Below are 17,677 nucleotides of genomic sequence, written 5' to 3' on the forward strand. Positions count from 1 at the left end.
CAAGCCTTGTGTACATCTGCCCTACAGGCATCAGTTACTATCAGCTGTTTGCTAATGTAGGGGTAAAATACTGTTACCACATACTTATCGTGGTTACAAAATGGTGATTTCCAGAAAAATACGTAGAAATACGTATGCAGATGAGGCATTTAGCGTATGCTCCACTGCAAAAAAAAATTAACCCAGCTATGCTGCGGGTAAGCAATTAGTAAAATTTAATCAGGGAAAATGAGTAAGCGCTGGCAGCAAGCCAATACCACGTTCGGGTTAGCAGCTGGCATAGTACTTGCTCCATGCACTTTCAGGCAGCTGCTTGTATTATCCATACCATTCAGATCAGGCCATTTCACCGGCCAGCTCATCCAGTTGAGCTGCCACTTCCTGTAGCTCAGCTTCTGTCCAGTCGCTTTCCAGCTCCAGGGCATCAAGCATGGCTTTGAGGGCTTTTTGTGTGTCGTCGTCGCAGCTGAGTTGCTTCAGGTGTACCAGTCTTTCTTTCACATCTTCGAGGCGCATAGTGCCGTGTATTTGCAGCAAAATTACCAGTACCAGCCCCCGCAAACGATGACATGGCGCAGGTTCGGAAAATCTTCACCGCCTGTTTTGGCAGGCAACCTTACTTTTGCGCAATTCTTCAACAATGAGCACAGTTACAGGCAACACAGGTCTCTTGCACAACGAGAGCATCCCGAGCAACAGAAAAAAGATAATTGTATTAGGCAGCGGCCCCAACCGCATTGGTCAGGGCATTGAGTTCGATTACTGTTGCGTACATGGCCTCATGGCCATTAAAGAGTGTGGTTATGAAGCCATTATGGTGAACTGTAACCCCGAAACCGTTTCTACCGATTTCGATATTGCCGATAAACTGTACTTCGAGCCCGTGTTTTGGGAGCACCTCTGGGAAATTATTGAACTGGAGCAACCCGAAGGCGTGATTGTACAGCTGGGTGGCCAAACCGCCCTCAAACTGGCCAAAAAGCTGGTAGAAAAAGGCGTAAAAATCATTGGCACCAGCTTCGACAGCATGGACATTGCCGAAGACCGTGGCCGCTTCAGCGATCTGCTCCGCGACCTCGACATTCCTTACCCACAGTATGGCACCGCTTACGATGTAGACGAAGCCATTGAAGTGGCCAACCGGGTAGGCTACCCCGTATTGGTGCGCCCCAGCTACGTGTTGGGTGGCCAACGGATGCGCATTGTGATCAACGACGACGAAGTAGAAAAAGCAGTCATCAGCCTGCTGAAACATATTCCCGGCAACAAAATCCTCATCGACCATTTCCTCGACCGCTGTCAGGAAGCAGAAGTAGATGCCATTTTCGATGGCGAAAACTTCCACGTAATGGGCGTCATGGAGCACATTGAACCAGCCGGTATTCACAGCGGCGATAGCAATGCTGTGTTGCCCGCCTTCAACCTGACACCACTGGAAGTAACCACGCTGGAATACTACTCTGAAAAAATTGCCCGTGCACTGGACATCCGCGGCCTCATCAACATTCAGTTTGCTATTAAAGACGGTACTGTGTATGTAATTGAAGCCAACCCCCGTGCCAGCCGTACCACGCCGTTCATTGCCAAAGCCTATGGCATTCCGTACCTCAACATTGCCACCAAAGTAATGCTGGGCGAAAAGAAACTCACCGACTTCACATTCGAGAAAAAGCTCGATGGTTTTGCCATCAAAGAACCTGTGTTCAGCTTCAACAAATTTCCCGGAGTGAACAAAGAGCTCGGCCCCGAAATGAAGAGCACGGGCGAAGCCATCCGATTTGTAAAAGACCTGCGGGATCCTTATTTCCGCAAGCTGTACAAAGAGCGGAGCATGAATTTGAGTAAGTAAATATTTACGGCATATAACCAAAAGCGTCATCCATCCCGATGACGCTTTTTTTCTGCGAAAAGAGTATCTTCCTGTTACCTTATCCCTACAGCATGAAACTACTCCTACTTTGCGTTTTTTTCCTTTTCAGCACCTGGTTGTCTGCCCAAAATGTTGGCCTTGGTACCACTACCCCCGAAGCCCGGCTGCATATCCGCAGCACCGGTTGGATAAAAGCCATTTTGGAAAATGATGCAGGACAACCACGAGGCTACATTGGTGCAGACAATAATGGCACCGTCACCTTTGCTGCCAATGCCTATTGGAATGGCAGCACCTGGGTGTACCCCAATGCCGGATCATCGTTTTACATGCTTATGCACCGGGTGAACAATCAGTTCGAATTTCGGGTACGCCCCGATGGCGGCAACCAAAGTACCGCCATGGTCATCAATCAAAATGGCAATGTGGGAATTGGTACAGGTAGCCCACAGCAAATGCTGAGTGTACAAAATGGGATAGCCATCGACCAAGGCAACAACAATACAGGTACCATAGAAAACGCCCTTCGTTTTGGCAACTTGAGTGGCGAAGGAATTGGCAGTAAAAGAAATACCGGCAGTGGCCAGTATGGACTCGACTTTTATACGAATAGTGTGCAACGCATGACTATTGGGCAAAACGGTAACATTGGTATCAATAACCGGCTTCCTAAAAGTAGGGTTACCATTTACCACCCCGGCGAACTGGACATACCCCTGGATATTGATGACGGCCACGCAATAACCATATTCGATTCATCTTATTTCTCATTGGGTGAGCCCAGACTTTCTTTGAATATTGGCATCAACAGTCTCAGAGAATATGCATACATACGGGTGAGAAAAAATGCTACACTTGGTCCGGTACCCAGATTACTGCTCAACCCATTGGCAGAAGCTGCAGTTGTTGTTGGCGCTGGTGGCGATGGAACAGGGTACGCGCAGGAAGCTACTACATACAAGTTTATTGTTGGTGCCTATGCACCTGCACTCTTCGATAATAAGGTAGACATATTTGGCAACCTAACTGTACAAAATGGCAAGGGCATCATCCGTAACAATACAGGTACTCAATTGAAACATGTGGTAAGTAGCGTAACTGTAAATCCGAGTACCATTTCGGGCAACAGTAAATATAGTCAAAATGTATCCTGGAGCGAAAGTTTTTCAGCTCCCCCTGTTGCTGCTTACATCGCCAACTTTACAAGTGGTGGAGGTTGGGCAGAACTGGTGTTAAGCATTGCCAACGTTACATCTGCAGGGTGTACATTATACATCTTCAATCCACGACTTTCTGCCAATACGCCCAATTTTATATTTAATGTCGTGGCTGTTGGTCCTCAGTAAAACGCAACAAATTGTCACTCACTCCGTAGTCCATACTTCATGGCTTGCAGCGTTGGTTGCTTTCCTTTTTTTACGGTAATGATGAACAGGTTGTCATACTGATTGTCCGGTATATTTCCTTCAAACGAAAGTGTGAGTCCTACAGTACGAATCATTTGCGGCACGGTGTTGCTATGACCGGTGATGAGCACATTGCCCTTGGGTTGTTTTACTATCGCTTGCAGCAAGCTATCTCCGTTATTGTAAGTAACAATGTCTTTACCAAACTGCATGGCAGTAGGCGCTGCGGTTTGTTGTGTACGCCTGTAGTTGGTGCTGTACACCTGTGCAATCTTCTTATTCTTCAGGCTGTCCTTCAAGGCTTCTGCCCGTTCCAAACCGGCACCACTCAGGGCCACATCCCCACTAGGTGACACTTTTTCTCCATGCCGTACAATGTAAATATGGCTGGTACTGCCGCAAGCAGCCAGCAACAACACAACACCAAAAATACCCAACAAGGAAATGAACTTCTGCATATGCAATGGATTGAGAAATGAAAATAAACATTCTGCTGCATTCTATCAATTTGCGTATTTCTACGCTTGCATAACTCCTGAATCGTTACTAAAATAGCTATACCTGTTTTCCCCATGGCTGTAGTTGCATTCAGAAAATACTTCATTCCCGTTTGGCGGTCGGCACCACTGCTGCGCATTTGCCTGCCACTCATTGCCGGTATTATTTTGGGCAATACTTTGCTCGAAACAAATTATTACTGGCAGTACAGTTTGACTGGTTGTATAGTCTTCTGTTTACTGTGGAATATCTTACTGCACAAGCGTCCGCTTCCTTCTTCCATTGGTTTGCTATTGGGCGTGATGGCTACGGGTGCATTGTGTGTGCAGTTGCATGCCATCTGGAAACAACCCGCCTTTGCCGGCAATCATTATACCACAGGCCAAACGGTAGTAGCCACACTCGTAGAGCCTGCCGTACCCAAAGAAAAATCGGTGAAAGCCAATGCCAGCATTTCATTGTTGCTACCCAATGGAAAATTGCAGCTAGTGAAAGGAGAAGTGCTGCTGTACCTCGCCAAAGACAGTATTGCTTCGCAGCTGCAATATGGCCAGCAAATTGTTTTCAACCGGCCATTGCAGCCCATTAAAAATGCAGGCAATCCCGGTGGGTTCAACTATCAAACCTATGCTGCCCGGCAAGGCGTTTTTTATCAGGTTTTTCTAAAGGCCGATCAATACACCATTTTACCGGGCAACAAAGGCAACGCTTTCCAATCATCACTTTTTTCCATGCGGCAATGGGTGCTGCAATCCATAGTCCGTTACATTCCTAATCCCATTGAAAATGGTGTGGCGCAAGCCTTGCTCATTGGCTACCGCGGCGACCTCGACAAAACCCTGGTGGAGCAATATGCCAACACAGGTGTGGTACACATCATTGCCATCAGTGGCATGCACCTCGGCATGATTTATACACTGCTGTTGTTTTTGCTCAAGCCTCTCGGGCAAACACAACGAATGCGATTCCTTCGCCTGTTGCTTACCCTTGGCAGCATGTGGTTGTTTACTTTACTTACCGGTGCCGCACCATCCATTACCAGGGCCGCGGTTATGTTTAGCATGGTGGCCCTCGGCGACTTTTGGCAGCGGGGTTCTAACGCTATCAATATGCTGAGTGCCGCTGCTATCGCCCTCCTTCTCTATGACCCCTTCGCCCTGTGGAATGTGGGTTTTCAACTCAGTTTTGCCGCTGTGCTGAGCATCGCCATTTTTTACAAGCCCATTTTGGCATGGTACAACCCCGGCAACAAAATACTCCTGCACATTTGGCAAATGATGGCCGTAACCATCGCGGCGCAAATCCTTACCCTGCCACTCGGCATTTATCATTTCCATCAATTTCCGGTCTACTTCTTACTCGCCAATTTGGTGGCCGTGCCGTTGAGTGGTGCGGTGTTGTATGCACTGCTCGTACTGTTGGCGCTAAGTTGGTGGCCTTTGGCTGCTGGCTTTGTAGGTCAACTGGCCGGCTGGGGTATTGCTGGATTAAATGCCTGCATCATTTGGGTGAGCCAATTGCCTTTTACCACCATTCAGCAAGTGCAAATATCCATACCCATGGCGGTGTTGCTTTGCTGCATTATTGCGGGCATTGGTACCTGGTGGCTGCTCAAAAGCAGTAAGGGTTTGCTGGCAGCTGCCACTTCGCTGGCGTTGTACATGCTTTTACTAGCTGCACAAAAATGGCAAACCGCCACCCAACAGCAACTCATCATTTACAACATACCGCAGTACAGCGGCATCGATATTGTGCAAGGCAACCGCTCCATTTTCGTTGGCGACACTGCCCTCACCCAACCGGGTTTTCTGCAAAACTTTCACCTCTTGCCCACCCGCATTCGCTACCAGTTTCAACCGTGGCAATACCGCCTGCTGACCGATAGCAGCAATATGTCGTTTGTGGCCAATGGCCTGCGCATCAGCATATTGCGGCAGCAGCTCAATTACAAGCAATCGGCCATTCATGAAACAGACTTGCTGATTGTGAGTGGCAATGTACCCGGCAATCCGGCCAAAATTTTGCCCCTTATCCGCTGCCGGCAAATTGTGCTCGATGGCAGCAACAGTACCTACCGCATTGCCCGGTGGAAAAGCGCAGCCGATAGCCTACATTTGCGCCTCCATAGCGTGGCCATCAATGGGGCTTTTGTTGTGGAGCAGGCCCGCTTGTAGCACCTGCATCAAATTATCACAGCGCAATCGCATAACAATCAGCCAATCATGAACAAGCCAATTAAAAGTGCTTTGATCTCCGTTTTTTACAAAGACGGACTGGAAACCCTTGTGCCCACCCTTCACCAGCAGGGCATTACCCTCTACAGTACCGGCGGCACCCAAAGCTTTATCGAAAAACTGGGCATACCCGTGGTGCCGGTAGAAAACCTCACCAGCTACCCCAGCATACTCGGTGGCCGTGTAAAAACCTTGCACCCCGTGGTATTTGGCGGCATCCTCGGCAAGCGGGCCGATGCCGTGCATGTGCAGGAAATGGCGCAGTACAACATCCCCGAAATTGATCTCGTCATCGTTGACCTCTATCCTTTTGAAGAAACCGTGGCCAATACCAGCGAAGAGTCGGCCATCATCGAAAAGATCGATATTGGCGGCCCCAGCATGATTCGTGCTGCAGCCAAAAACTTCAGCGACCTGGTGGTGCTGAGCAGCAAAGATGACTACGCTGTTTTGGATGACATACTGTTGGCACAAAACGGTACCACTACGCTGGAGCAGCGTCGGATGTTTGCCGCCAAAGCTTTTGAAGTGGTAAAACGCTACGACATCGCCATTGCCGATTATTTCCTGAGCACCACGCCGGAAGTGGGCAGCAAAAAAACATTGCGCTACGGCGAAAATCCGCACCAGTCTGCCACTTTCGAGGGCAACCTGGCAGAGTTATTTGAGCAGGTAAATGGCAAGGAACTGAGCTACAACAACCTGGTAGATGTAGATGCTGCCATGCAGCTCATTAGTGAATTTGAGGCCGGTAGCGATACTACTTTTGCCATCATCAAGCATACCAATGTATGCGGCGTAAGCCAGCGCCCCACGGTAAAAGCCGCCTGGGATGCAGCCCTCGCCGGCGACCCTGAAAGTGCTTTTGGTGGTGTGCTCGTTACCAATGGCACCGTAGACCTCGACACCGCCAATGCCATCAACGAAATTTTCTTTGAAGTGCTCATAGCACCAGCGTACAACGAAGACGCACTGGCCGTATTGAAAAGCAAAAAGAACCGCATATTACTTGAGCTGAAAGCCCAGCCAGCCGGCACTACCCAATACCGCAGCCTGCTGAATGGGGTACTCAGCCAAAACAACGACATTGGCAACTACACCGAGTGGAACGAAGTAGGCGGCCGCACCTGCACCGAAGCCGAAAAAGCCGAGCTGGCTTTTGCCAACCTGGTGTGCAAGCACCTCAAGAGCAATGCCATTGCCCTCATTAAAGATCGCCAGTTGGTAGGCAAAGGTTGTGGCCAAACCAGCCGCATCGATGCGCTGCGCCACAGCATCGAAAAAGCCCGTCAGTTCAACTTCGACCTGAAAGGTGCCGTGCTGGCCAGCGATGCTTTCTTCCCCTTCGATGATTGTGTGAAAATTGCCCACGCCGAAGGCATTGAAGCTTTTATACAGCCCGGCGGCAGCATCCGCGATAAAGACAGTATTGAATACTGCCAGCAAAACGGCCTTGCCATGGTAATGACAGGCATGCGTCATTTCAGGCATTAAACAATGAGTTGGAAGGTTGACGAGTTGACTGGTTAACAGATTGTATCAACGCTCGTCAACTTTTTTCATACAACCAACACTTTGGCATCTTGTTAAAAAAGCGGCCACACCACCCACCACCACTGCCTTCACCTATTTTTACAGCATTACGTTTTTAGAATATGAAAAAAGGATTTCTGTTTGTATTGGCCATATTGGCAGCAGGCACAGCGCAGCAGGCACTGGCCCAAACCAAAAAAGTAGTGGCCGATCGCATCATTGGCAAGGTGGGCGACCGCATCATTTTGCAAAGCGATATTGCCAACGCTGTTGAAGACATCAGGCGGCAAGGTGGCGAAGTACCCCCCAACCCCGACTGCTTGTTGCTGGAAGCTGAACTGGTAAAAAAAGCACTGGTATTGCAGGCAGAAAAAGACTCCGTAACCGTAGATGATGCCGAAGTAGAATCGCTGATTGAAAACCAAATCCGTGGTTTTATGCAGGCTTACGGTGGCCGCGAAGCACTGGAAGAAATTGCCGGCCGCACCATTTACCAAATCAAAGAAGACTTTCGCAAGCCTTTTAAAGAAAAGGAACTGGCCAATAAAAGGCGGGGCAAAATTCTGGAAACCGTTCGCATTACTCCCGTTGAAGTAAAAGACTATTTCGAAAGCATTCCCAAAGACAGCCTGCCCTTTTACGAAAGCGAACTGGAAGTAGGCAAAATTGTGATTTACCCCAAGGCCAGCCGCGACATTGAAAGCTACACCGCCAAGCAGCTCAACGATATTAAAAAGCAAATTGAAAGCGGCAGCCGCCGCTTCGATCAAATGGCCAAGCTCTACAGCGAAGACCCCGGCAGCAAAGACAATGGCGGACAGTACGCCCTCAGCCGTGCCGACAAAGGCATGTGGGATCCCGTGTTTTTGTCTACTGCTTTTAAGTTGAAAGAAGGCCAAATATCAAACGTAGTGAAGTCGAAGTTTGGTTTGCACATTATTCAATGCGTTAGCCGCAATGGCGACGACGCTGTGGTACGCCACATCCTTATGATTCCGCCAGTAACCCAAGACGAACTGGATGAAGCCAAAAGCCGCCTCGATAGTGCCCGCAGCATGCTCATTGCCGGTACACTTAGCTTCGGCGAAGCCGTAAATAAATACAGCAACGACGAAGACAATAAGTTTAGCGGCGGATGGGAAATGAGCCGCGAACAAACCTCCATGGTGACCATTGACCAGCTCGATAAAACCATGATTCCGCTGCTCAAAAACATGAAACCCGGCCAATACAGTCAGCCCGAAGTATTTACCACCGAGCAGGGCAAAAAAGGCGTTCGCTTCATTTACCTGCGTACCCGAACCGAGCCCCACCGCGAAAACCTGAAAGAAGACTACAACAAAATAGCAGCCCGTGCCCTCGAAGAAAAAAAGCAAAACATCCTGAGCGAATGGTTTGCCAACAAAATCAGCACGTACTACATATACGTAGATCCGAAGTTTGGCAACTGCGAAACCCTGAAACCATGGTTAGACGCCAGTGCATCCAGAAATAAATAACGAGGTAAAACCGTGAAAAAATAGCCAACTTAATCGTTGGTTATTTTTTTGATTTTGAATATTGCATGTATATACATACATTTGCGCTATGACACTGGAAGAAGCGATAAAGTCATCTAAATTTAAAGACCAGCGCCACAAGGCTTTGATACATATTATGTATGCAGCGTACCAGGTGAAAACCAACATCAATCAGCTGCTGAAGAACTATGCCCTCACCGGCGAACAATACAATGTGCTGCGTATTTTGAAAGGTAGCCATCCTACACCATTGTGTGTAAAAGATATTGCAGTACGGTTGATAGAACGCAATTCCAACGTGCCCCGCATAGCCGACCGGCTGGAGATAAAGAAACTGGTAAAGCGTTTTCCCTCACCGGAAGACCGCCGCGAAACGCTGATTCAGATTACGCCTGCCGGAATCAATTTACTGGATGCCGCCACCCAGGCCATGGAAGCTGAGCACCAGCACATTGCCAACCTGACAGAAGATGAAGCCGCCCAACTGAACCAGTTGCTGGCACAAATGCTGCAAGACTGACAGGTCATTTTTTTTGGAACATTATATGTATGTACATGTAATTATAACAGCTACGAATAATCAACTTCCCCGGTAAGTATTTGTAGTTTGTACAACAGTGTAAAAAAGGAGTTTTTATGAATACCACATCCAGCACCCAACGCCTCACCCTGCACAAGGCAGGTACCCGTGGCCACGCCAACCATGGCTGGCTCAATAGCTTTCATACGTTCAGCTTTGCGGGTTATCACGACCCCAGCCGCATTCATTTTGGTGCCCTGCGGGTACTCAACGATGATACGGTGGCAGCCGGCATGGGCTTTGGCACCCACCCTCACGACAACATGGAAATCATTTCCATACCCACGTTTGGCGATTTGAAACACCGCGACAGCATGGGCAACGAAACCGTGATACAACAAGGCGACATACAAGTGATGAGTGCCGGCACGGGCATCAGCCACAGCGAAATGAACGCCAACCGCGACAAAGATGTACGGTTCTTTCAGATATGGGTGTTTCCCAAACAACGCAATGTGCAACCCCGCTACGACCAGCAACACATGGACGTAACTAAAATGCAGAACAACCTGTTGCAGGTACTGAGCCCCAACGCTGATGACGAAGGCGTATGGATTCATCAGGATGCATGGTTTCACATGGGCTTACTCGATGCCGGATTCAGCACCAACTATATTCTCAAAAAGAGCGGTAACGGTGTGTATGCTTTTGTGATTGAAGGCGATGTAACCATCAACGGACAAGCACTCAACCACCGCGATGGTTTGGGCATCGAAGGAACCGACACTCTCAGCATTACCGCCGACAGTAACGCACAGCTATTGCTGATGGAAGTACCGATGAGGTAATGACGAGGTACGAACTGGGAAGTACGAGGTACGAAGAATGATGTCTGATGTACGATATCTGATTTGAAACCGCTGATAGTCTTAAGCTTTTTGTCTTTGGCCTTCAGCCTAAAAAAGGATTCACAATGAACAACTATAAACGCATCAAACAAATAACACAAGCGGCACCAGCACACATGGTGGGCGATGGTTTTAAGGTGCGCAATTTTATCGGTCAATCGCTGTGGCAAGACCTCAGCCCATTTTTAATGCTTGATTACAACGAGCCTTGGCAGGTATTGCCTACCCAACATCCCCGTGGTGTAGATGTGCATCCACACAAAGGATTTGAAACCGTTTCCATTGCATGGAGTGGCATGGTAAGCCACGAAGACAGCAGTGGCGGCAAGGGTACCATTGGCCCCGGCGATGTACAGTGGATGACTGCCGGCAGCGGCATTCTGCACAAAGAATTTCATGCACAGGAATTCAGCGAAAAAGGTGGCGAGTTTCACATGGCGCAGTTGTGGGTAAACCTGCCTGCTGCACACAAGCTCACTCCGCCTGCGTATCAGGATTTGCTGGATGCACAAATGGGCCGCTACGAACTACCCGATGGCAAAGGCTCCATCCGCATCATCGCCGGTGAGTTAAACGGCGTGAAAGGCCCTGCCAAAACATTTACCCGCATCAACATGTACGATGCACAACTGCAAGCTGGTGCTGATTGGCATTTTTCATTGCCCGATGGTGATACACTAGGCATTGTAGTAATGAAAGGCAACCTGCTGGTAAATGATGAGCAACAGGCCCGCACCGGTGATATGATTGTGTTTAGCAACCACAATACCGATGTGCACATTGAAAGCAACAACGACGCACACCTGCTGGTATTGAGTGGCGAACCCATTCGTGAACCCATCAGTGCTTATGGTCCTTTTGTGATGAATACCAAGCAAGAAATTATGGATGCCATTGCAGAGTTCAACAGCGGGAAGTTTGGCGTGTTGAATTAGATGATAGATGACAGATGTTAGATGATAGTAAATACAGAAAAAGAGTTGATAGATGATGGTTGGTAGTTGGTAGTTGATAGTTGATAGTAAATACAAGAGCTACAAACGACAAACAAAAAACAGCAAACCAAAAACAATAAACTTTTCAAATCAAACTTTAAAAAAATCAAACCATGGCCACGTACAAAATTGACCCCATGCACAGCGAAATCAAGTTTCGTGTAAAGCACCTGATGATCAGCAATGTAACAGGTGAATTCAAAACCTTTGATGCTACTGTAACTGCAGAAGCAGCCGACTTCAGCGATGCCAGCATCAGCTTTGAAGCAGACATCAACAGCATCAGCACCAACAACGAACAGCGTGATGGTCACCTGAAGAGTGATGACTTCTTCAACGCTGAGCAGTTTCCAAAAATGACATTTGTATCTACCAGCGTAGAAAAAACCGGCGACGACGAATTGCTGGTACATGGCAACCTCACCATTCGTGATGTAACCAAGCCTGTAACACTGAAAGCAGAAATAGGCGGCACCATGGTAGACTTCTATGGTCAAACCAAAGTAGGTTTTGATGTAAGCGGTACCATTCAGCGCAAAGACTTCAACCTGAGCTGGGATGCGGTAACCGAAGCCGGTGGCGTAGTAGTAAGCAACGATGTGAAGTTGTTGCTGGCTGTACAGTTTACCAAGCAGTAATTGATTTTTCCATCGCAACACCGCTGCACTTGTAGCGGTGTTGCTTCTTTACTTTTTGTATGCAACACATTCACTTCAAAGCCGGCGAAAGAGGCGTTAAAAACATTGGCTGGCTCGTCAGCAATTTCACGTTTAGCTTTAGCAGCTATGCCAACCCCAACCGTAACGGTTTTGGATTGCTGAAAGTATTTAATGACGACTTTGTGGAAGCCGGCAAAGGTTTTGGGTTGCATCCGCACCAAAACATGGAAATCATTTCTGTAATGCTGGCGGGCAGCATGAACCACAAAGACACGCTGGGTTATAACGAAGTGGTGCACAAAGACTGGGTACAAATTATGAGTGCCGGCAGCGGCCTCCGCCACGAAGAATACAACGTAGGCGAAGACGAAGTGAACTTTTTACAAATCTGGATTGAGCCCAAATTGCAAAACATCAATCCGCGGTATCAGCGCCGGTATTTTCCGGAAGAAAAAAGGAAAAACAAATTGCAGGTAATCGTCAGCAACGAAGAAGGCACCGAGCATTGCTGGATCAACCAGAATGCAAAACTGAGCCTCGGCTATTTCGAATCAGGAAAAAAACTGGATTACCATTTCAATCCCACCAACAAAGCTGTTTTTGTTTTCAATATCGACAATGCATTAACTGTAAACGGTGTAGCCTTGCAGCACAGAGATGGCATCGGTATTTGGGACACCGATACTATTGACATCCACTGCACCGAAGAGTGTCGTTTTTTGATTATTGAAGTGCCCATCAATCATTAATGCATGAACAAAGCCACCGCACATATTGCCACCGCTCACTATCAAACAAAGCTGCACAATCACCGCGGCATTACCTGGCAGGCAGATGAACCCGAAGATTTGGGTGGCAGCAATACCGGCCCCACGCCCGATGAATTGCTGGCCAGCGCATTGGCTACCTGCGCCAGCATTACCATGCGTATGTATGCCGACAGAAAACAATGGCCGGTGGAAACCATTGATGTAACAGTAACGGTAGAACGTACTGAAACAGGTACCACTCTGCACAAGGAAATGCAGCTGACCGGTGATCTAACCGAAGAACAAAGAGAACGGCTGAAAATGATTGGCGATAAATGCCCCGTGCACAAAACGCTACTGAACCCAATCAGTATTTCATCCGTTATTACAACAAGCAAGTAAACAACAACCATGAACATAGAGATTATCGCAGGCAGCCCCCGCCAGCAAAGTGTAACTTACCGGGTGGCATTGTTTCTGAAAAAATATTTGGAGCAGCACTCCAGCCATACGGTGAATATTATTGATGTTCGGGAGTGGAACCTTCCTCTGCTCGACAATGTGTTTACCTCGGTTGAGGCCACGCCTGACACCTACAAACCATTGGCCGAACGCATGTTTGCCGCCGATGCTTTTTTATTGGTAAGCCCCGAATACAACGGCAGCTATACGCCGGCCATGAAAAACCTGCTCGATCATTTTCCGAAGCAGAGCCGCAAAACTTTTGGCATTGTTACCGCATCGCCCGGTGGTATGGGTGGCATGCGTGCCACACAAGGCATGCAACTGCTGGTGGCGGCATTGTTTGGTGTGCTCAGTCCTTACATGCTGGTGGTACCCGGTGTAGACAAGAAATTTGACGCCGAAGGCAACCTGCTCGACGAGGCATTTAGCAAATCCGTAGATGTATTTGCCAAGGAACTGTTGTGGCTCGCCGAATCGGTAAAGCCAGAGCATGAGCTGGCATAAATGCAGCCCCGATAATCATTCAAACGCCGTTGTACAAGAGATTGTACTATGGCGTTTGTGCGTTAATATCAAACTGCCGGTGAAGTAAATATTGAAACAGTCAACTGCTTTTTTTCAGGTAACCAAACGATGTTGAAAATATTGACAATCGACGCCAACTGTATGGCAAAAAAGGATTACGTGTGAATATTTGATGGATACATCACCTTGTTCGAGCTTGGCATATAGTGCCATGGAAATACCCATTTGCGTAGCCACAAAATCCCGTTTCAATTGATGTTCCAAGCGAATGCGCTTCATGGTATGGCCAATGGCTTTCTCTACTTCTTTCTTATTGTACATGGTTCAAGGTGTGTGGGTACATCAAATAATACATAGCATTAAATGCCCTACTGTAAAAATAGGGGGGGGGGGTACTATTACCACCAACAAAATAGCGCAGACAATCACATTTTTTGACATTTGTCAAATTCCAAACAGCCATCCACCTATTTCCGTTGAATTTCAGGAGATATCCTCCTGACAAAGTACCCTAAACAGGAGACATCCTCCAGACAAGTTGGCTGCAACCTACAAATTTTACAAAGCACCTCTTCATATTTGTGCTGTGGCATGCTTACATGTTGAGGGTGGTTAGTACACATACAGCCCTGAAAATACTTGGCCCGTATTTTCTACAATGGAAACCCCTTTGTTTGCTAAGGGATTTAAAGCAGACTTTTTGAAACACCTGCTTTAAATGCAGGACAGAATGAATCTAATTTAACCTAAGTCAAAAGAAATCTTTATGAAAAGCACAACCCTCATACTGCTATTTGCTATCACTTTTGTATCACTTTCGTCTTGTAATAAAACTGTCATAAATGAGCAAGAATTAAAAATTGAAACTCTTGGCCTTGATTTCAAGAAAATCAAGTCAATAAAACAAAGTCTTAATCAAAGTATTAATTTCGAATCTTCTAAAAATGGTGATTTGCGTTTGAATAACTTGACAAATCAGCCTTCCCAAGAAGTGATTGACTCGATCATTCAAGAAGTTGTACTTCCTTTACAATTAAATGGCAACGAAATCTATTCACAAATGTTGAGCCAACTTGTGAATACAAATGATTGGAATGAATTAAGCTATGATGACAAACAAATGATTCTTAATTTTGATGATGGTCAGAAGACTCAACTATCAATGATCTTTTCACCTGATGTTATTCCCACAAGTAGTGCTTCAAGTGGAAATGGTATAAATATTGCTGATGTAGTTCAAAGCTGTATAGGTTTCGCACTAGGAATTTCAGGAATCAAAGACATCATTATTCAGACCAAAGCTCTATTGACAGCAAAGCAAGCAATACAAATTTTAAAAATTGTAGGAAAAAGATATTTAAGTTGGGTCGGTATCGCTTGGATGATTTGGGATTTTACTGATTGTGTTACCAGTGCAGGTTTTTAAAGGTCAAGTTATTTAATATGAATAATACTCAACAACTCAATACCACTCAAAAAACGCAGCTCATTCGTAGTACTGTAAGTGTTGTTACGGTGATCTCCTATATATTGTACTCGGCCATCCGTCGGCTCGAAGGAGATACAAAACTGTTTTTTATTCCATTGGTTATTAGTATTGCCAGCATTGCCATCATTATAGAAACAGGCATTGGTGTATACAAAATGCACAAAACCATGCCCAAAAAAGAGCTGCGCTGGATGGTACTACAAACCATAATAAACATTGGTCTGGCGTTGCTCTGCGGCTCTTACATTGCAGGCATGTAGCTAAAAGCCCTTCCCTTTTGCAAGGTATTGATGTTGCTGATTTAAATGAGTGTGAATGGCTTAGCTACAATACCCGCTGCAAGTAGCAACAGCCTCCCAGGCTGACAATATTTAAAGAGGAATTGCGGGTGGCGGTTGTTACCTTTGCGCCTCTTTCTTTTTACTCATGAGCGACGCTATCAAACACGAATGTGGCCTGGCCTTTATTCGTTTACGGAAGCCATTTTCCCATTTCTTACAGAAATACGGAACGGTTATGTACGGCATCAACAAGCTGTACCTGCTGATGGAAAAACAACACAACCGTGGGCAAGATGGCGCCGGTTTTGCATCCGTAAAACTCAATGCCGAACCGGGCTACCCCTTTATGCACCGGATGCGCAGCATTGCCAACCAGCCCATTGCCGACATTTTTGCCAAAGTGGGGGCCGAAGTAGCCGAGCTGGAAAAGTACCAGCCCGACATGCTGAAACATCCCGGTTTGGCTAAGGGCCACCTGCCGTTTTTGGGCGAGTTGCTGCTGGGCCACCTGCGCTATGGTACGCAGGGTAAAAATGATGTGGCATTTTGCCATCCTTTTATCAAAAAAGACATTCGTCCTTCCCGCAACCTGGCACTGGCCGGCAACTTCAACCTGGTCAACACCGAAGAACTCTTCGATTTGGTGAACATTGATCCGGGTGAATTTCAGAAGCAAAGCGACCTCGCCGCTATGATGGAAGTCATCCATCATTTTTTAGTGAAAGAAGACGAAAAAGAAAACGAAAAACCTGACATCAAAGCCGTGTTGCAAAAGTCTGCTTCACTGTTTGATGGTGGTTATCATATTGGCGGCATTATTGGCAACGGACACAGCTTTGTGATGCGTGATGCCAATGGCATTCGCCCCAGCTACTATTACATTCACGAAGACTTTATTGTAGCCGCCAGCGAACGGGCCGCCATCCGCACCACTTTCAATGTGGGCGAAAATGAAGTACTTGAACTGATGCCTGGCAACGCCATCATCATCGACGATCACGGCAACTACAGCATAGAGCAAATACTGGAACCGAAAGAACGTCGGGCCTGCAGCTTTGAACGCATTTACTTCAGCCGGGGCAATGATGAAAAGATTTACCGGGAACGCATTGCACTTGGCCACAAGCTGAGCAAGCCCGTGCTCGAAGCCATTGAGTACGACCTGAAAAACACCATCGTTTCCTACATCCCCAACACCGCAGAAGTAGCCTACTTTGGTATGGTAAAGGGCATGGAAGAATACCTGAACCAAATCAAAGTGCAGCGCATCATGAGCTGGGACAAAGACTTTGATGAGGAGAAGCTCACAGAAATGATTACCCGCAAAATCCGTCAGGAAAAGCTCACCATCAAAGACGTGAAGATGCGCACCTTCATTACCGAAGATGTGAGCCGGCAAGACATGGTGCAACACGTGTACGACATTACCTACGGCACTTTGCGCCCCAACCTGGATACACTGGTAGTGATAGATGACAGCATTGTGCGGGGCACTACGTTGCGGGAAAGCATCATTCGCATGCTGGGCCGTTTGAAGCCGAAAAAGATCATTGTGGTGTCATCAGCACCGCAAATCCGTTATCCAGATTGCTACGGTATTGATATGAGCAAAATGGGCGACTTCATTGCGTTTCAGGCAGCTATTGAACTACTGAAAGAACGGGACCAGCGGGCCATGCTCACCGAGCTGTACAAAGAATGTAAAGAGTTGCAACGCACTAATCAACTGCATAGCAAAAACGTGGTCCGTGGTGTGTATGCGCCATTTACCCCGCAGGAAATCAGCGATAAAATTGCGCAGATGATTACACCGCAAGGACTCAATATACCGGTGCAAGTCATATATCAAACCATTGAAGACCTGCACGAAAGCTGCCCCACCAACACTGGCGACTGGTACTTTACAGGCAACTACCCCACACCCGGTGGCAACAAAGTGTGCAACAAAGCTTTCATGAACTATATGGAAGGCAAGAATGTGAGAGGATACTAACAATGAGCCAATGTGCTAATTAGAAAATTAGC

Annotated in this window: 18 protein-coding genes; 15 read left to right on the forward strand and 3 right to left on the reverse strand. The window is 47.2% G+C overall.

Features of this window, described 5'->3' with window-relative positions:
* Positions 1–336 precede the first annotated feature (336 nt).
* Complete coding sequence (locus V7Q13_RS08115; protein WP_333800181.1) at positions 337–516, reverse strand: hypothetical protein; 180 nt, start codon at positions 514–516, stop codon at positions 337–339.
* 124 nt (positions 517–640) lie between these two features.
* On the opposite strand from V7Q13_RS08115, the gene V7Q13_RS08120 reads away from it, so the two are divergent.
* Together V7Q13_RS08120 and V7Q13_RS08125 are read left to right on the forward strand one after the other, a co-directional pair.
* The gene (locus V7Q13_RS08120) at positions 641–1,849 is read left to right on the forward strand and encodes a carbamoyl phosphate synthase preATP-grasp domain-containing protein (protein ID WP_333800182.1); all 1,209 of its coding nucleotides are present in this window, start codon (positions 641–643) and stop codon (positions 1,847–1,849) included.
* 92 nt (positions 1,850–1,941) lie between these two features.
* Positions 1,942–3,216 (forward strand): hypothetical protein, encoded by a 1,275-nt coding sequence (locus tag V7Q13_RS08125; RefSeq protein ID WP_333800183.1) that lies wholly within the window; start codon positions 1,942–1,944, stop codon positions 3,214–3,216.
* A gap of 14 nt (positions 3,217–3,230) precedes the next feature.
* Here the strand turns inward: V7Q13_RS08125 and V7Q13_RS08130 are convergent, their stop codons facing one another.
* Positions 3,231–3,734 carry a SixA phosphatase family protein gene (locus tag V7Q13_RS08130; protein ID WP_333800184.1) on the reverse strand — a complete coding sequence of 168 codons (504 nt, stop codon included), beginning with the start codon at positions 3,732–3,734 and terminating at the stop codon, positions 3,231–3,233.
* A gap of 114 nt (positions 3,735–3,848) precedes the next feature.
* On the opposite strand from V7Q13_RS08130, the gene V7Q13_RS08135 reads away from it, so the two are divergent.
* The 10 genes from V7Q13_RS08135 (at position 3,849) to V7Q13_RS08180 (ending at position 13,861) form a co-directional block, all read left to right on the forward strand.
* Complete coding sequence (locus tag V7Q13_RS08135; RefSeq protein WP_333800185.1) at positions 3,849–5,948, forward strand: ComEC/Rec2 family competence protein; 2,100 nt, start codon at positions 3,849–3,851, stop codon at positions 5,946–5,948.
* Between the two features lie 48 nt (positions 5,949–5,996).
* Positions 5,997–7,502 (forward strand): bifunctional phosphoribosylaminoimidazolecarboxamide formyltransferase/IMP cyclohydrolase, encoded by a 1,506-nt coding sequence (gene purH, locus V7Q13_RS08140; protein WP_333800186.1) that lies wholly within the window; start codon positions 5,997–5,999, stop codon positions 7,500–7,502.
* Between the two features lie 161 nt (positions 7,503–7,663).
* Positions 7,664–9,040: a peptidylprolyl isomerase gene (locus tag V7Q13_RS08145; RefSeq protein ID WP_333800187.1), complete on the forward strand. Its 1,377-nt coding sequence runs from the start codon at positions 7,664–7,666 to the stop codon at positions 9,038–9,040.
* An 88-nt stretch (positions 9,041–9,128) separates the two neighbouring features.
* The gene (locus V7Q13_RS08150) at positions 9,129–9,581 is read left to right on the forward strand and encodes a MarR family winged helix-turn-helix transcriptional regulator (RefSeq protein WP_333800188.1); all 453 of its coding nucleotides are present in this window, start codon (positions 9,129–9,131) and stop codon (positions 9,579–9,581) included.
* 116 nt (positions 9,582–9,697) lie between these two features.
* Positions 9,698–10,429, forward strand: coding sequence for a pirin family protein (locus V7Q13_RS08155; protein ID WP_333800189.1), 732 nt, complete (start codon positions 9,698–9,700; stop codon positions 10,427–10,429).
* A gap of 125 nt (positions 10,430–10,554) precedes the next feature.
* Positions 10,555–11,424 (forward strand): pirin family protein, encoded by an 870-nt coding sequence (locus V7Q13_RS08160; protein ID WP_333800190.1) that lies wholly within the window; start codon positions 10,555–10,557, stop codon positions 11,422–11,424.
* Between the two features lie 173 nt (positions 11,425–11,597).
* A complete protein-coding gene (locus tag V7Q13_RS08165) occupies positions 11,598–12,122 on the forward strand; it encodes a YceI family protein (RefSeq protein ID WP_333800191.1) in 525 nt (174 codons plus the stop codon).
* Between the two features lie 59 nt (positions 12,123–12,181).
* Positions 12,182–12,892, forward strand: a complete 711-nt coding sequence (locus tag V7Q13_RS08170; protein WP_333800192.1) for a pirin family protein — start codon at positions 12,182–12,184, stop codon at positions 12,890–12,892.
* A gap of 3 nt (positions 12,893–12,895) precedes the next feature.
* A complete protein-coding gene (locus tag V7Q13_RS08175) occupies positions 12,896–13,294 on the forward strand; it encodes an OsmC family protein (RefSeq protein ID WP_333800193.1) in 399 nt (132 codons plus the stop codon).
* A 9-nt stretch (positions 13,295–13,303) separates the two neighbouring features.
* Positions 13,304–13,861, forward strand: coding sequence for an NADPH-dependent FMN reductase (locus V7Q13_RS08180; RefSeq protein ID WP_333800194.1), 558 nt, complete (start codon positions 13,304–13,306; stop codon positions 13,859–13,861).
* Between the two features lie 114 nt (positions 13,862–13,975).
* On the opposite strand, the gene V7Q13_RS08185 is transcribed toward V7Q13_RS08180, so the two are convergent.
* Positions 13,976–14,203, reverse strand: coding sequence for a helix-turn-helix domain-containing protein (locus V7Q13_RS08185; RefSeq protein WP_333800195.1), 228 nt, complete (start codon positions 14,201–14,203; stop codon positions 13,976–13,978).
* A 445-nt stretch (positions 14,204–14,648) separates the two neighbouring features.
* On the opposite strand from V7Q13_RS08185, the gene V7Q13_RS08190 reads away from it, so the two are divergent.
* The 3 genes from V7Q13_RS08190 to V7Q13_RS08200 all read left to right on the forward strand — a co-directional run bounded on the left by V7Q13_RS08190 (position 14,649) and on the right by V7Q13_RS08200 (position 17,645).
* Positions 14,649–15,308, forward strand: coding sequence for a hypothetical protein (locus V7Q13_RS08190; RefSeq protein WP_333800196.1), 660 nt, complete (start codon positions 14,649–14,651; stop codon positions 15,306–15,308).
* Between the two features lie 17 nt (positions 15,309–15,325).
* Positions 15,326–15,631, forward strand: coding sequence for a hypothetical protein (locus tag V7Q13_RS08195; RefSeq protein ID WP_333800197.1), 306 nt, complete (start codon positions 15,326–15,328; stop codon positions 15,629–15,631).
* A gap of 256 nt (positions 15,632–15,887) precedes the next feature.
* On the forward strand, positions 15,888–17,645 hold the full coding sequence (locus V7Q13_RS08200; protein ID WP_246186098.1) for an amidophosphoribosyltransferase: 1,758 nt from the start codon (positions 15,888–15,890) through the stop codon (positions 17,643–17,645).
* The last annotated feature ends 32 nt before the right edge of the window (positions 17,646–17,677 follow it).

Source organism: Phnomibacter sp. (assembly GCF_036803085.1).
Taxonomy (GTDB): Bacteria; Bacteroidota; Bacteroidia; order Chitinophagales; family Chitinophagaceae; genus Phnomibacter.

What these genes read in the sequence shown, in the direction of transcription:
- V7Q13_RS08115 (WP_333800181.1), bottom strand. Translation starts at nt 516, where the DNA reads ATGCGCCTCGAAGATGTGAAAGAAAGACTGGTACACCTGAAGCAACTC.
- V7Q13_RS08120 (WP_333800182.1), top strand. Translation starts at nt 641, where the DNA reads ATGAGCACAGTTACAGGCAACACAGGTCTCTTGCACAACGAGAGCATC.
- V7Q13_RS08125 (WP_333800183.1), top strand. Translation starts at nt 1,942, where the DNA reads ATGAAACTACTCCTACTTTGCGTTTTTTTCCTTTTCAGCACCTGGTTG.
- V7Q13_RS08130 (WP_333800184.1), bottom strand. Translation starts at nt 3,734, where the DNA reads ATGCAGAAGTTCATTTCCTTGTTGGGTATTTTTGGTGTTGTGTTGTTG.
- V7Q13_RS08135 (WP_333800185.1), top strand. Translation starts at nt 3,849, where the DNA reads ATGGCTGTAGTTGCATTCAGAAAATACTTCATTCCCGTTTGGCGGTCG.
- purH (WP_333800186.1), top strand. Translation starts at nt 5,997, where the DNA reads ATGAACAAGCCAATTAAAAGTGCTTTGATCTCCGTTTTTTACAAAGAC.
- V7Q13_RS08145 (WP_333800187.1), top strand. Translation starts at nt 7,664, where the DNA reads ATGAAAAAAGGATTTCTGTTTGTATTGGCCATATTGGCAGCAGGCACA.
- V7Q13_RS08150 (WP_333800188.1), top strand. Translation starts at nt 9,129, where the DNA reads ATGACACTGGAAGAAGCGATAAAGTCATCTAAATTTAAAGACCAGCGC.
- V7Q13_RS08155 (WP_333800189.1), top strand. Translation starts at nt 9,698, where the DNA reads ATGAATACCACATCCAGCACCCAACGCCTCACCCTGCACAAGGCAGGT.
- V7Q13_RS08160 (WP_333800190.1), top strand. Translation starts at nt 10,555, where the DNA reads ATGAACAACTATAAACGCATCAAACAAATAACACAAGCGGCACCAGCA.
- V7Q13_RS08165 (WP_333800191.1), top strand. Translation starts at nt 11,598, where the DNA reads ATGGCCACGTACAAAATTGACCCCATGCACAGCGAAATCAAGTTTCGT.
- V7Q13_RS08170 (WP_333800192.1), top strand. Translation starts at nt 12,182, where the DNA reads ATGCAACACATTCACTTCAAAGCCGGCGAAAGAGGCGTTAAAAACATT.
- V7Q13_RS08175 (WP_333800193.1), top strand. Translation starts at nt 12,896, where the DNA reads ATGAACAAAGCCACCGCACATATTGCCACCGCTCACTATCAAACAAAG.
- V7Q13_RS08180 (WP_333800194.1), top strand. Translation starts at nt 13,304, where the DNA reads ATGAACATAGAGATTATCGCAGGCAGCCCCCGCCAGCAAAGTGTAACT.
- V7Q13_RS08185 (WP_333800195.1), bottom strand. Translation starts at nt 14,203, where the DNA reads ATGTACAATAAGAAAGAAGTAGAGAAAGCCATTGGCCATACCATGAAG.
- V7Q13_RS08190 (WP_333800196.1), top strand. Translation starts at nt 14,649, where the DNA reads ATGAAAAGCACAACCCTCATACTGCTATTTGCTATCACTTTTGTATCA.
- V7Q13_RS08195 (WP_333800197.1), top strand. Translation starts at nt 15,326, where the DNA reads ATGAATAATACTCAACAACTCAATACCACTCAAAAAACGCAGCTCATT.
- V7Q13_RS08200 (WP_246186098.1), top strand. Translation starts at nt 15,888, where the DNA reads ATGTACGGCATCAACAAGCTGTACCTGCTGATGGAAAAACAACACAAC.